Origin of the sequence: Streptomyces sp. NPDC006624 (assembly GCF_040611555.1) — a bacterium.
Taxonomy (GTDB): Bacteria; Actinomycetota; Actinomycetes; order Streptomycetales; family Streptomycetaceae; genus Streptomyces.
This window is the reverse complement of record NZ_JBEXOM010000013.1, coordinates 204723-217846: the sequence shown is the minus strand read 5'-3', so window position 1 is coordinate 217846 and position 13124 is coordinate 204723. Positions and strand designations below refer to the sequence as shown.

The following is a 13124-nucleotide window of genomic DNA, read 5'->3' as shown; positions in this document are numbered from 1 at the left end:
CAACCGCGCAGGCCGGCCGCAGGGCAACCGCGCAGGCCGGCCGCAGGGCAACCGCGCAGGCCGGCCGCAGGGCAACCGCGCAGGCCGGCCGCAGGGCAACCGCGCAGGCCGGCCGCAGGACACCGCGCAGGCCGGCCGCAGGGCAACCACGCAGGGCGGGCGCCCGCCCGTACCGGTCGGCTCAGGTGCCGCCCGTCTCCGTGTGCTGGTAGACGTCGGGGATGCCGTCGGCGTCCGCGTCGCGGTTCTCCTCCTCGTACAGGCGCCGGTAGACGGCGTTCCGGCGGCGCAGGAGCAAGGTGGCCAGCAGGGCGGCGATGAGTGAGGCGATCAGGACGGCGGCCTTGACGTGCTCGCCGACGGGCGTGCCGGGGAAGGCCAGCTCGCCGATGAGCAGGGCGACCGTGAAGCCGATCCCGGCCAGGGCCGCCAGGGCGAAGACATCGGCCCAGGCCAGGTCCGGGTTCAGCCGTGCGCGGGTGAAGCGGGCGGCGAGATAGGTCCCGGCGAAGATGCCGAGGATCTTGCCCGCGACCAGCCCGGTGATCACTCCGAGGGGTTCGGGGGTGGTGAACACGCTGCCCAGCGCGTCACCGGAGACGCCGACCCCGGCGGCGAACAGCGCGAACAGCGGCACGCACAGCCCGGCGGAGAGCGGGTGCAGCAGATGTCCGGTCCGTTCCGCGGGGGATTCCTCCTCGTCCGGGTCGCGGACGGTGCGCAGGATCAGGCCCATGGCGACTCCCGCGACGGTGGCGTGGACGCCGCTGTTGTACAGCAGCGCCCAGATCGCCACGCCGAGCGGCACGTACCACCACCAGCCCTTCACCCGGCGTCTCTGCAGCACGTAGAAGACGACCAGCCCGGCGAACGCCCCCGCCAGCGCCCGGTAGTCCAGGTCCGACGTGAAGAAGACGGCGATGATCAGGATCGCGCCGAGGTCGTCGACGACCGCGAGGGTCAGCAGGAAGGCCCGCAGCGCGGTCGGCAGGTGCGTGGAGATGACCGCCAGGACGGCCAGGGCGAAGGCGATGTCGGTGGCCATCGGCACGGCCCAGCCGTCCATGCCGCCACCGCCCGCCGCGACCGTGACGGCGTAGAGGGCGGCGGGGACGACCATGCCGCACACGGCGGCGATGACCGGCAGCGCCGCCGTCGCCGGGGTGCGCAGCGAGCCGACGACCAGTTCCCGCTTCAGCTCGATGCCGGCGATCAGGAAGAAGACGGTCAGCAGCCCGTCGGAGGTCCAGTGGCCGACCGACAGGTCCAGTCCCAGCGCGGGTATCCCGAAGTGGAAGTCGCGGAGGGCGGCGTACGAGCCGCTGAGCGGAGTGTTCGCCCACACCAGCGCCACCACCGCGGCGGCCAGCAGGATGAGTCCGCCCACCGTCTCGGTGCGCAGGGCCCGGGCCACCGCCTGTCGTTCGGCCCAGGAGGGAAGACCGAGGAACGGGGTGCGGGGCGGGGTGGCGGCCAAGGCGGCGGACCTCCGGTGTGTGTCGGCGACATGGGCACACGGCCCTGCGGACGCCGACCAGACTTCCCGGCACACCCCGCGTCCTTCTTGACGCGTTCTTTACACCCTATCCGCAGCGGCCCCGCCGGCCCACCCCCCTCCTCGTCCGCCGCGGACGGGCGGGCGGCGAGATAGGCGAGATCGGTGACGTTCTCGGGCGAGGCTCCTGCGTGGACGGGGTACACACGTGGCCTGGACTGATCCCCGGGCAGGAGGCCGCAGTGACGCTTTCGGACGTGCTCTACCTCTGTCTGGGCCTGGGGGCACTGGGGGCGGCCGTGCTGCCCCGGCTGGTGTCCAGGCGGCCGTTGTCGCTGCCCATGGTCTTCCTCGCCGCGGGGGTTCTGATCGCGTTGCTGCCGGTGGGCCTGCCGACCGTGGATCCCGTGGGTGAGCGGCTGTGGGTCGAGCACACCACCGAGGTGTGCGTGATCGTGTCGCTGATGGGCGCGGGGCTCGCCATCGACCGGCCCTTCGGGTGGCGCCGGTGGTCGGGCACCTGGCGGTTGCTGGGCATCACGATGCCGCTGACCGTGGCCGCCGTCGCCCTGCTGGCCTGGGGGCTGCTCGACTGGCCGCCCGCTGCCGCCCTGCTGCTGGGGGCCGTACTGGCGCCCACCGATCCCGTGCTGGCCGGCGAGGTGCGCGTCGGTGAGCCGCTCGGCACCGAGCACGACGAGGACGAGGTGCGGTTCTCCCTGACCAGTGAGGCCGGGCTGAACGACGGACTCGCCTTCCCGTTCGTCTACGCGGCGATCGCCCTCGCCGCGGCGGCCGGGACGGGCTGGTCGGCGGACTGGATCGGCTCGTGGGCGCTGACCGACCTGCTGGGCAAGTGCGCCGTGGGGCTGGCCGTCGGGGGCGGCGTCGGCTGGCTGCTGGGCTGGATGTTCTTCCGGGTGCGCACGTCGGTGCTGCGGCTGTCGGAGCACATGGAGGGCTTCGTGGCGCTGGGCGCCACCTTCGTGTCGTACGGCCTCGCCGAGGTGCTGCACGGCTACGGCTTCCTGTCCGTCTTCGTGACCGCCTGCGTCATCCGGGCCGCCGAGCGCAGCCACGGCTACCACAAGGTGCTGCACGAGTTCACCGAGCAGATCGAGCGGCTGCTCACGGCCGTGCTGCTGTTCCTGCTCGGCGGCTACCTGGTGGCCGGCGCCTTGTCCGCCCTGACGCTGACGGGCGCGCTGCTGGCCGTGCTGGTGCTGCTGGTCGTACGGCCGCTGACCGGGTGGCTGGCCCAGGTGCGGTCCGTGATGGGGAAGAAGGAGCGTGCCGTGGTCGCCGTGTTCGGGATCCGGGGCATCGGCTCGCTGTTCTACCTGTCCTACGCCCTGGGGCAGGACTCCTTCGGCGGGCTGGAACGGGAGCTGTGGGCGGTCGTGGCCCTCACCGTGGTGATCTCGGTGGTGCTGCACGGGGTCATGGCGTCCCCGGCCATCGGCCACCTCGACCGGCGGCGCGAGGGCGCGGAACCCGGCGAGCGTTCGTAGGCGGCAGGCGGCAGACCGTACGGGCGGCGGGCGGCGGGCGGCAGACGGCGGACGGTGGACGGCGGACGGCAGACGGCACGCGTACGGGCCCGTACCCACCAAGGCGCGAGGTGGGTACGGGCCCGTACCGGAGCCGGGCCGCCGGGGGCGGTCAGACGGTGGTCTTCACCGACTCCTGGTCATCGTCGTCATCGCTGATCTCGCCGGCCTTGCGGGCGCGGACGAACTCCAGGAAGGAGCCGAGCTCGCGCTTGACGACCGGGGCGAGCAGGTACAGGCCGATGATGTTGAAGACCGACAGCAGGAACAGCGCGGAGTCTGCGAGGCTGATCAGCGAGTCGAGGGACATCAGGGCGCCCAGGACCACGAACAGGCTCCAGATGACCTTGAAGACGGTCTCGCTGGCCTGGCTCTTGCCGAACAGGTACGACCAGGCCTTGAGGCCGTAGTAGCCCCAGGTCAGGATCGTGGAGAAGGCGAACAGCAGCACCGCGATGGTGAGCACGACCGGGAACCAGGGCAGCACGGTCTCGAAGGCGTCGGACGTGATGGTGACGCCGCCGATGTTCTGATTGGTGCGGGCGTCGGCCCAGCTGGCCGGGTTGGCGATGACGATGGTCAGCGCGGTCATGGTGCAGATGACGACCGTGTCGATGAACGGCTCCAGCAGGGCGACCAGGCCCTCGCTGGCGGGGTGCTTCGTCTTCACCGCGGAGTGCGCGATCGGGGCGGAGCCGAGACCGGCCTCGTTGGAGAACGCGGCCCGCTGGAAACCGATGATGAGCGCGCCGAGGACACCGCCGGCGACGCCGTCGGCCTCGAAGGCGCCCTGCAGGATGGTCTGGAAGGCGTCCGGCACGTGGGTGACGTTGGTCAGGATGACGATCAGGCAGGCCACGACGTAGATGCCGGCCATGGCGGGCACCAGCCGGCTGGTGACGGAGGCGATGGAGCGGATGCCGCCGAGCAGCACGAGACCGACGAGCGCGGAGACGACCAGGCCGAACAGGACGGCACCGGCGGAGGAGGCCAGGAAGCCGTCCTCGCCGCCGAAGGTCGAGGAGATCTGCGCGTAGCTCTGGTTGGTCTGGAAGAGGTTGCCGCCGAACAGGCCGAAGAAGAGGATCATGATCGAGGCGAGGACGGCGAGGACCTTGCCGAGCTTGGCGCCGCCGTTGCCGAAGCGTTCCTTCAGACCCTTGGGCAGGTAGTGCATCGGGCCGCCGGAGACGGTGCCGTCGGCGTGCACCTCGCGGTACTTCACACCGAGGGTGACCTCGACGAACTTGGTGGCCATGCCGAGCAGGCCGCACAGGATCATCCAGAACGTGGCGCCCGCGCCGCCGATGGAGACGGCCACGGCCACACCGGCGATGTTCCCCAGGCCGACCGTGCCGGAGACGGCGGCGGTCAGCGCCTGGAAGTGGTTGACCTCGCCGGCCGACCCCTTCTCGTCGTACTTCCCGCGCACCACGTCGAGCGCGAGTCTGAACTTGCGGACCTGCACGAGCCCGAACCAGCCGGTGAAGACCAGACCGGCTACGACGAGCCAGGCGACGATGAGGGGGAGTTCGGTTCCGCCGACGGGAACCGTGTAGAAGACGACTTCCCCGAGCCACTCGGCTATCGGTTCGAAGAAATCGCTGACGGCTTCGTCGACGTTCTGGGTGACGGAGTCGAGTGACACAGTGGCTACCTCGATGGTGCGAGCCCGGGGCACGGGGAAGTGCCGCCGGTCGATGTGCGGTCTCTGAACGAACGCCGTTGTCCGATCGGCGACACTGGGTGGGTGGTCCGCGGTTGCGGATCGTGATCACCCGGTCGTCCTGCTCCTGCATGCCGACCGCTCCGCGAGGTGGGGTTGAGCGGGTTCCACCTGCGGAGTTGCGCAGTTCTACCACGTGCTTTGCCGTGTCTTTAGTGACCCAAGTCACATCACTGGCAGTTGCACTCGAAAACGCCAGCGAGCGATACCGGACCGTTATGCGGAACCCGAGATCCGTTCATCGGACACTTATTTGGACGAGGCGGACCCGGGACGTGAGCGCCGACCGCCGCTCTCCGTCCTGAGCTTCTCCGCGCGCTCCCGCGGGTCGTACCCGGAACAGACGCCCTCGACCAGTACGACGTCCCCCTCGATGTGGTCGGTCCGCAGCCGCAGGATCTCCTGATATGCGGCGGACGCGTACCAGGCCCGGGCCTCGGCCAGCCCCGGGAACTCGATCAGCACCATGCTGCCCGGCCAGCTCCCCTCCACCACCTCGGCCGGCGGCCCGTGGACCAGGAACCGGCCGTGGAAGGGGTCGAGGGTGTCCTGGATGCGCGTCAAGTACTCCAGGACGTCGGGGTGATGACGGCGATCACGCAGGTGGGCAAAGCCGTAAGCGGGCACGTCCGCCTCCTTCGTTCGCTCCGGTGGGACGGGCGTGAACGTAGCCGGGGGCCGGGCGTGGCGCGATTACCTCGAAGGTAGGCACCCGTCCGATCGGCCCGGCCCCCGGGTGTCGGCTCGCTGCGGAATTGCGAAATTTAGCAATTCAATAGATGCTGGACTCGCTGTATCCGCTGTATCCGCTACGTCTGCTGCGCCCGCGCTTCCGCTGCGTGCGCTGTCCGGTAGCCGGGGAGCGGGCACAGCCTTCGCGTCCGCCCCGGGGTGGGGTCCGCAGGCAGGGAAACCGAGGGATCGTGTCCGTTCCGCTGTACCAGGCCAAGGCCGAGTTCTTCCGGATGCTGGGGCATCCGGTACGCATCCGCGTGCTGGAGCTGCTGCAGGACGGTCCGATGCCGGTGCGGGAGCTGCTCGCCGCGATCGAGGTGGAACCGTCCGGGCTGTCCCAGCAGTTGGCGGTGCTGCGCCGGTCCGGGATCGTCACCTCCGCCCGGGAGGGCTCGACCGTCGTCTACGAGCTGGCGGGCGGGGACGTCGCCGACCTCCTGAGGGCCGCGCGCCGGATCCTCACCGAGATGCTCGCCGGGCGGGGCGAGCTGCTGGCCGAGCTGCGGGGAACCGAGGGCACCACGCGATGACCTCGGGGCTCCGCCGGGCAGCGGCCCGGCTCACCGCACTCCTGCCCACCCGCGGCGACCTGGCGGACCTGCGGCGCGACCCCCGGCGGAACCTCCTCGCCGGACTGACCGTGGCGATCGTGGCCCTGCCGCTCGCCCTCGGCTTCGGCGTCTCCTCCGGTCTGGGTGCCGCAGCGGGCCTGGCGACCGCCGTGGTCGCCGGTGCGCTCGCCGCCCTCTTCGGCGGGTCCAACCTCCAGGTCTCCGGACCCACCGGGGCCATGACCGTGGTGCTGATGCCCATCGTCGGCGCGTACGGGCCGACCGGAGTGCTGACCGTGGGCCTGATGGCGGGGGTCATGCTCGTGACGCTGGCCGCGCTGCGGGCCGGCAGGTACATGCAGTACGTGCCCGCCCCCGTGGTCGAGGGCTTCACCCTGGGCATCGCCTGCGTGATCGCGCTGCAACAGCTCCCGAACGCGCTCGGCGTGCCCAAACCCGAGGGCGACCGCGTGCTGGTGGTGACCTGGCGGGCCGTCGAGGAGTTCGCGCGGCACCCGAACTGGACGGCCGTCGCCCTCACGGTGTCCGTGGCCGCGGTCATGCTCGTGGGCGGCCGCCTGCGGCCGACCGTGCCGTTCTCCATCGTCGCAGTCGCCGCCGCCACGGTCGTCGCCCAGGTCGCGGGCCTGGACGCGGCCGAGCCCATCGGCGCTCTCCCGTCCGGCCTGCCCGCGCCCTCACTCGGCTTCCTGGACCTCGGCTCGCTCGGCGGCCTGCTCGCCCCGGCCGTGGCGGTGGCGGCGCTCGCGGCACTGGAGTCCCTGCTGTCCGCCTCGGTGGCGGACGGCATGACGGTCGGGCAGCGGCACGACCCCGACCGTGAGCTGTTCGGCCAGGGGCTCGCCAACATCGCGGCCCCGCTGTTCGGCGGCGTACCCGCGACCGGCGCGATCGCCCGCACCGCGGTCAACGTCCGCACCGGCGCCGGCTCCCGGCTGGCCGCCCTCACCCACGCCGCGATCCTCGCCGTGATCGTCTTCGCCGCCGCGCCCCTCGTGTCGAAGATCCCGCTCGCCGCTCTCGCGGGCGTACTGCTGGCCACCGCGGTCCGCATGGTCGAGGTCGGCTCTCTCAGGGCGATGGCACGGGCCACCCGCTCCGACGCCCTGATCCTCGTCCTCACCGCGGTCGCGACCCTCGCCCTGGATCTGGTGTACGCGGTCATCATCGGCCTCGTCGTGGCGGGCGCCCTCGCGCTGCGCGCCGTGGCCCGGCAGGCCCGCTTCGACCAGGTACCGCTCGACCGGGGCGACCACAGCGCCGAGGAACACGCCCTGCTCGCCGAGCACATCGTCGCGTACCGCATCGACGGACCGCTGTTCTTCGCCGCCGCGCACCGCTTCCTGCTGGAGCTGACCGAGGTGGCCGACGTCCGGGTCGTCATCCTGCGCATGTCGCGGGTGTCGACGCTGGACGCCACCGGCGCGCTGGTCCTCAAGGACGCGGTGGAGAAGCTGGCGCGGCGCGGCATCCTCGTCCTGGCCTCCGGCATCCGGCCCGACCAGCGCCAGGTCCTGGACTCCCTCGGCGTGCTGGAACTCCTGCGGCACGACGGCCGGGAGTACGCCACCACCCCGGAGGCGATCCGGGGGGCTCGCGCGCACCTGGAGTCGGCCGGCCTCCTGACCGCCGTGACCGCCGTGCCCGCCCGGAAGCCCCGCGCCTCCGACGGGGAGGCCGTCCGATGAGCACCGCCCCTACGGCCCTGCCCAGCCGGGCTGAACGCAGGGCTCGCATGGCCCGCTCGCATGGCCCGTACGGCTTGCAGAGCCCGCATGTCCCGCATAGCCCGCACGGCCCGTACGGCTTGCAGAGCCCGCACGGCCCGCCTGGCCCCCCGGCCCCGTACGACGACATCCAGCCCGCACGCCCCCCGCTGCGCACGCGCCCTCAGCGCGCCGCCGGCTTCCGCCTCGCCCGCGTGGAGACATGATGGCCCCCGTTCTCGACGGCCTTCCCTACCGGCACGTACTCACCCTGCCGAACGAGCCGTCCGCCGTCCGCCTCGCCCGTGAAACCGCCGAACAGGCGTTGACGGAGTGGGGGATAGACCTGCACCGGCCCGTCGTGGACGCGGCACTGCTGATCCTCAGCGAGCTGGTGACCAACAGCGTCCGGCACGCCGCCGAGCTGTCCCCGCAGATCATGGTCATGTACGCGGCGAGCAAAAGCCGCCTGGCCTTCGCCGTCCACGACCGCCACCCCCACCAGCCGCCGCTGCACCGCATAGAGACCACCACCGCCACCGCCACCGGCACCGCCCCCGCCCTCGGTGGTGGTCTCGGCACGGTCATGGAACTCACCCGGCAACTCGGCGGCACCGCGGCCGTGCACGGCGACGCCGACGGCAAGAGCATCTGGATCAACCTCCCCCTCTGACCTCAACAGGCCGCCCCAGCAAGGAAATTCACCCTCATGACCATCGAGTGGAGCTACACCGTCGAGGCCGGCTTCGGGATCCTCTCCGTCGCCGGACACCTCGGTCCGGAGGCGGTCCGCCGCTTCGGCGGCGCGGTCGGCTGGGCCGTCGCGCGTGGCACCGGACCGGTCATCCTCGACCTGACCGAACTGCGCGGCTGGTCCGCGGACGGCCAGCTGGCCATCACCGAGGCCGCACGCCGCCTCGCCGGAGCCGGCCGGCGCCTGGAACTGGCCGCCATCCCCGCCGACGGCTCCCTGGTCCCGCCCGGTGACTGCCCGGACATCCCCGTCCACTGCGACCTGGCCACCGCCCTGGCCGCCCACGCCCCGCACCCGTCGCCCTCCGGCGAGGCGCAGCAGGCATGGCGCACCGACGGCTGGCCCACCTGACCCCGCTCCACCCCGGGCCACCTCACCACCACCTCACTACCAATTCACGACCGACTCACCACCGAAAGGACCCTGGGCCATGACTGACAACCTTCCCCCCTGCCCCGAATGCTCCAGCGCGTACAGCTACGAGACGGGGGCGCTCCTCGTCTGCCCCGAGTGCGGGCACGAGTGGTCACCGTCCGAGGACTCCGCCGACGGCGCCGGGGACAAGGTGATCAGGGACGCGGTCGGCAACGTGCTCGCCGACGGCGACACCGTGACGGTGGTCAGGACGCTGAAGGTCAAGGGCAGCCCGGGCGGGATCAAGGCGGGCACCAAGGTGCGCGGCATCCGCCTGGTCGACGGCGTGGACGGCCACGACATCGACTGCAAGGTCGACGGGTTCGGCGCCATGCAGCTCAAGTCCGCAGTGGTCAAGAAGGCCTGATCCGGCGCTGACACCGTCCTCGACGGCTGCGTTCCGCGCATCCGGGTTGGGCGCGCTCGGTGCCGCAGGCGAGGATGGGCCGCATGTTCTTGACGAGTGGGTGGATGCGATGCGCCGAGCTCCGGCCGGTGGGGACGTGCCGTCGCGTCGAGGAGGGGCCGGCACGATGAGCACGCCGCTGTACCAGCTGAAGGCCGAGTTCTTCAAGACGCTCGGCCACCCGGCCCGTATCCGCGTCCTGGAGCTGCTGAGCGAGCGGGAGCACGCGGTCGCGGAGATGCTGCCCGAGGTGGGCATCGAGCCCGCCCATCTGTCCCAGCAACTGGCCGTGCTGCGGCGGGCGAACCTGGTCAGCACCCGCAAGGAGGGGGCGAACGTCTACTACTCCCTGACCAGTCCGCAGGTCGCGGAGCTGCTCCGGGTCGCACGCACCATCCTGTCCGGGGTACTCGCCGGCCAGGCGGAGCTGCTGGCCGACCTGCAGGCGGCACGCGGCGAGGGCGAGCCGCCGTCGGAGTGAGAGCCGGTGCGGGGAGGCGGCGGCCGCCCTCCGCAACGCGACCTCTACTTCTGGGCGTGCTGGCCGAGATAGAACAGCAGCATCACGAACCCCGCGAACAGATGCGTGCCGAAGATGTAGAAGAACACGCGCAGCGCGACGCCACGCTCCTTCCGGGTCTCCGCGTCCTTGCCCTTGTCCACGTCCTCCTCCCTCCTGGCGGCACCCGGTACCGGCGGACGTCGCCCGTCCGTCACGCCGACGCTTCCGTACGGCGCAGCTCGTCGAGCAGGTCCCGCTGCCCGGCCAGCAGCACGGTCAGGATCCGACGGGCCGCGGCCAGCAGCTCGACGACATCGCCTCCGGCCAGTTCGTAGACGACCGTCGAGCCGGTACGGGTGGCGGTGACGATGCCGGAGCGACGCAGCACGGCCAGCTGCTGCGACAGGTTGGACGGCTCGACCTCGATCGCCGAGAGCAGGTCGCGCACCCGCTTCGGCCCGTCCTGCAACAGCTCGAGCACCCGGATCCGCACGGGGTGGCCGAGCATCCGGAAGAACTCGGCCTTCGCCTCGTACAGCGGCATCGGCATCCCGATCACCCCTCCGCCGTCCCCGCCGCGTCGACGTCGAGCCCATGCGTCCGCGCCAGCCGCACGGCGTCGTCCACTTCGTCCTGGGCCACCGCGACGGCATAGGCGTCCCCGGCCTCCACCGCCCCCGCCAGCCCGGCCCGCGCCGCCCGTACACGCGCCATCAGCGCCTCGGCGACTTCGCTCATTCCGACCTCCGGACGGGGTGGTGGACCACTGGACCACCTAGGAAGCACAGCAACTGACCAATTGCAGAACTCTTCAATTGGCAGGGTTCGATTGTAGGGCGGGAGGGGATGCGGCGACAGACACGGCCGGGCCCGCGCCGCCCGGCGGGCCACCGCGCGCACGCCACTCGCTGCGGAGCCCCCACAAGGGCGCTGACGGAATCGGCCCATGGCCTCCGTCCCGGAGCCGCTTCCGTGGTGAGGCGTGTCTGTTACGCCGCCTGCCTGCGCAGCGTCTTCGAGGTGACCGCGAGTCCGGCGAGGACGGCCGCCACGAGGGTGCCGGTGACGGCGGCGGCGAGGGTGCCGGTACTCAGGTGCAGGCCCATGTCGGACGAGGTGGCCTGGGAGAGACCGGAGGCCATGCCCGCCAGCGGGGGCAGGGTCACCAGGATGCCGAGGGCGGCGCCGATGACGATGACCAGGGACGTCTCGCCGGGGGGCCTGCGAAGGGCCCTCGACGAGGGCGGCTCGCGCGTTCCTCGAAGCCCGGCTCGTCCCCTGGGAAACGGCGGTCATGGGCCGGGGCGTGTGGCGTTCGCGGGGGTTGTGGCGGAGGTTCTCGCGGGGCTCAGCGCCTGGATGATGCGGGCCAGATCGGCAGGCGCGGCCGCGAGGTGGACCGGCCGGCCGGCGTCGTCGAGTTCGGCGATGTGCCAGCTTCTGGGGACGGTGTCATCGTCGCCGCCGCGCAGGCGCCGCACGTCCTTGACGGTGAGCCGCTCCACCGGTATCCGTCTTGCCGCGAACCGGCCCGGGCCGGGGTGGGGCGTGACGGCGGGCGGGCCGCCGCCGAGGACGATGTGGGTGCCGAAGTTGTTCGGGTTGTAGTCGGTGGACTCCAGGAAGCGGGCGGCCAGGAAGACCTCCTCCTGGGAGGACCCCGGGGTCTTGCGGGCCGCCGCGACCTCCAGGGGCGTACGGATGCGGGTCGCGCGCCAGGCCCAGGTGAACAGGCCCAGCGTGGCCAGGGAGCCCGCACCCGCCCACGTGAGCGCCCGGGGAGAGGTCAACAGGGTCGTGGGGTGGAGGTAGCTGAGCGGAAGCAGCCACAGGGCCGTGGCGGCAAGCGCGCCGGCGAACGGAAGCGCCGAGGGCAGGACCTCGTCGTCGGGCAGTCGGCGGCCGCGTCGGCGCAGCAGCAACAAGGAGGCGGGGTAGCCCGCGGCGAGCGCGCACACGGCCGCGATGACGGCCACTTCTCCGCCGCTGCTGAAGTGTTCGCGCCAGACGTGGTGTTCCCCGGTGACCTCCCTCACCTGGCCGCGCCAGACGGTGAGTTCGACGCGGTCGCCGGGCCGGAACCCCCGGGCTCCCTCCTGCGAGACCGAGAGCCGCTCCAGTGGCCGGCCCTCGGCGAAGTACAGCCGGCTGCGCTCCTTCCCGCTGCCGACCTCGGTGCGTGTGATCACGGCCGGCAGGGTGGTCAGGCACTCTCCGGCGGGCGCCTCGGCGGTGCACGGAGCAGCCGACGTCCACGCCTGTTTCCCCGACTCCGCGACCGGCACGAACCAAGCGGCCAGTCCGGTGCCCGCGAGCAGCAGCGCGCACAGGCTCAGCGGCACGGCCGAGCCGCGCCCTGCGGTGCGGTACGAGATGACGGGGACGTGGTGGGACTCCGGGGCTCCGTAACGGCGGTGCAGCGCGCGGAGAGCGTCCAGCGTGGCGTCGAAGTCAGGTCGGTCGTCCAGGGACACGCTCGCCGGCAGGGGCAGGCGTCGTGCGCGTCCGCCGCGCAGCACCATCTCGACGCGGTGGATCTCCTGCCCGTGACGCCCGTACTGCACGTATACGCGCAGGTCGGCGATGTCGGACCACGGCACGCTGCGGCGGCGCAGCAGCGTCCGGGAGCGCACGCCGTACGCGTCGGCACTCACCTGGACGACGGCCCCGTACAAGCACACGAGGCCCACCAGCGCGACCAACAGGCCCACGTACGCCCACACGTCCGTGAGTCCGCCCCCGTACGCCATGCGCACCACGGCCAGACTCGTCCCGGCGAGGCTCACCCCGGCCGCAGTGAGGGCGGCGAACCGCCCCAGGGGGCGCTTCAGGTGGGGACGACAGATCACTTCCCGGACACCGCTCATGCGGGGAATCGTGTCATCGGCCGGGTTGCGCCTGCCTGTGCGGTGTGCGGCAGACTTCAGGCCCCCAACGCTGCCGGATCGGGCACGGAGTGAAGCACGGGGAAGCTCTGTCCCCGCGTCCCCGGCGCGGCCTTTGCACGTCCACTTCGCGTGCCCGGGACGAGTCGGCGTCGGCCCCACGGCGCCGCGCCTCCGGGGGCCGCTGGACATCTCTCATCGTGGTGGCCACCGCGCCGCTGGCGACCGCGGGCCCGGCCACCGCCGCCGCGCCGACGTATCACGACGACCTCCACGGCGACGCGAAGGCGCGTGGGTGGGCGAATGGCCGCTGAACTGGCTGGGGGCGTTGCGCCCGGGGCCCCCACCCGAGATCCCGCGCCCTCCTGGCAAAACACAA

General features: G+C 72.1%; 15 protein-coding genes. 7 read left to right on the top strand and 8 right to left on the bottom strand.

Going from position 1 to position 13124, the window contains the following annotated elements; translation table 11 throughout:
• Positions 1-181: 181 nt before the first annotated feature.
• A complete protein-coding gene (gene nhaA, locus ABZY20_RS24170) occupies positions 182-1477 on the bottom strand; it encodes a Na+/H+ antiporter NhaA (protein WP_356443608.1) in 1296 nt (431 codons plus the stop codon).
• Positions 1478-1737: 260 nt separating this feature from the next.
• Here nhaA and ABZY20_RS24165 point away from each other — a divergent pair, with 260 nt between their 5' ends.
• On the top strand, positions 1738-3006 hold the full coding sequence (locus tag ABZY20_RS24165; protein WP_356443607.1) for a cation:proton antiporter: 1269 nt from the start codon (positions 1738-1740) through the stop codon (positions 3004-3006).
• A gap of 151 nt (positions 3007-3157) precedes the next feature.
• Here ABZY20_RS24165 and ABZY20_RS24160 read toward each other — a convergent pair whose 3' ends face one another.
• Complete coding sequence (locus ABZY20_RS24160; RefSeq protein ID WP_356443606.1) at positions 3158-4693, bottom strand: alanine/glycine:cation symporter family protein; 1536 nt, start codon at positions 4691-4693, stop codon at positions 3158-3160.
• A 327-nt stretch (positions 4694-5020) separates the two neighbouring features.
• Positions 5021-5398, bottom strand: coding sequence for a DUF1330 domain-containing protein (locus ABZY20_RS24155; protein ID WP_356443605.1), 378 nt, complete (start codon positions 5396-5398; stop codon positions 5021-5023).
• 296 nt (positions 5399-5694) lie between these two features.
• Between ABZY20_RS24155 and ABZY20_RS24150 the strand changes: the two genes are divergently transcribed.
• From ABZY20_RS24150 to ABZY20_RS24125, 6 genes are all read left to right on the top strand, one after another.
• Positions 5695-6036 (top strand): metalloregulator ArsR/SmtB family transcription factor, encoded by a 342-nt coding sequence (locus ABZY20_RS24150; RefSeq protein WP_356443604.1) that lies wholly within the window; start codon positions 5695-5697, stop codon positions 6034-6036.
• Positions 6033-7766: a SulP family inorganic anion transporter gene (locus tag ABZY20_RS24145; protein WP_356443603.1), complete on the top strand. Its 1734-nt coding sequence runs from the start codon at positions 6033-6035 to the stop codon at positions 7764-7766. Before ABZY20_RS24150 ends, ABZY20_RS24145 begins: the two co-directional genes overlap by 4 nt.
• Before the next feature lie 244 nt (positions 7767-8010).
• On the top strand, positions 8011-8457 hold the full coding sequence (locus ABZY20_RS24140; RefSeq protein ID WP_356443615.1) for an ATP-binding protein: 447 nt from the start codon (positions 8011-8013) through the stop codon (positions 8455-8457).
• Between the two features lie 36 nt (positions 8458-8493).
• Positions 8494-8889 (top strand): anti-sigma factor antagonist, encoded by a 396-nt coding sequence (locus ABZY20_RS24135; RefSeq protein WP_356443602.1) that lies wholly within the window; start codon positions 8494-8496, stop codon positions 8887-8889.
• 79 nt (positions 8890-8968) lie between these two features.
• Positions 8969-9319: a zinc ribbon domain-containing protein YjdM gene (locus tag ABZY20_RS24130; RefSeq protein ID WP_356443601.1), complete on the top strand. Its 351-nt coding sequence runs from the start codon at positions 8969-8971 to the stop codon at positions 9317-9319.
• Positions 9320-9485: 166 nt separating this feature from the next.
• A complete protein-coding gene (locus ABZY20_RS24125) occupies positions 9486-9839 on the top strand; it encodes a metalloregulator ArsR/SmtB family transcription factor (RefSeq protein ID WP_356443600.1) in 354 nt (117 codons plus the stop codon).
• Between the two features lie 44 nt (positions 9840-9883).
• Here the strand turns inward: ABZY20_RS24125 and ABZY20_RS24120 are convergent, their stop codons facing one another.
• The 5 genes from ABZY20_RS24120 to ABZY20_RS24100 all read right to left on the bottom strand — a co-directional run bounded on the left by ABZY20_RS24120 (position 9884) and on the right by ABZY20_RS24100 (position 12727).
• Positions 9884-10075, bottom strand: coding sequence for a DUF6126 family protein (locus tag ABZY20_RS24120; protein WP_356443599.1), 192 nt, complete (start codon positions 10073-10075; stop codon positions 9884-9886).
• Positions 10072-10410 (bottom strand): metalloregulator ArsR/SmtB family transcription factor, encoded by a 339-nt coding sequence (locus ABZY20_RS24115; protein ID WP_356443598.1) that lies wholly within the window; start codon positions 10408-10410, stop codon positions 10072-10074. Before ABZY20_RS24115 ends, ABZY20_RS24120 begins: the two co-directional genes overlap by 4 nt.
• A gap of 5 nt (positions 10411-10415) precedes the next feature.
• Positions 10416-10598: a hypothetical protein gene (locus ABZY20_RS24110; RefSeq protein ID WP_356443597.1), complete on the bottom strand. Its 183-nt coding sequence runs from the start codon at positions 10596-10598 to the stop codon at positions 10416-10418.
• Between the two features lie 251 nt (positions 10599-10849).
• Positions 10850-11026, bottom strand: coding sequence for a hypothetical protein (locus ABZY20_RS24105; RefSeq protein WP_356443596.1), 177 nt, complete (start codon positions 11024-11026; stop codon positions 10850-10852).
• 126 nt (positions 11027-11152) lie between these two features.
• Complete coding sequence (locus tag ABZY20_RS24100; protein ID WP_356443595.1) at positions 11153-12727, bottom strand: PH domain-containing protein; 1575 nt, start codon at positions 12725-12727, stop codon at positions 11153-11155.
• Between the last annotated feature and the right edge of the window lie 397 nt (positions 12728-13124).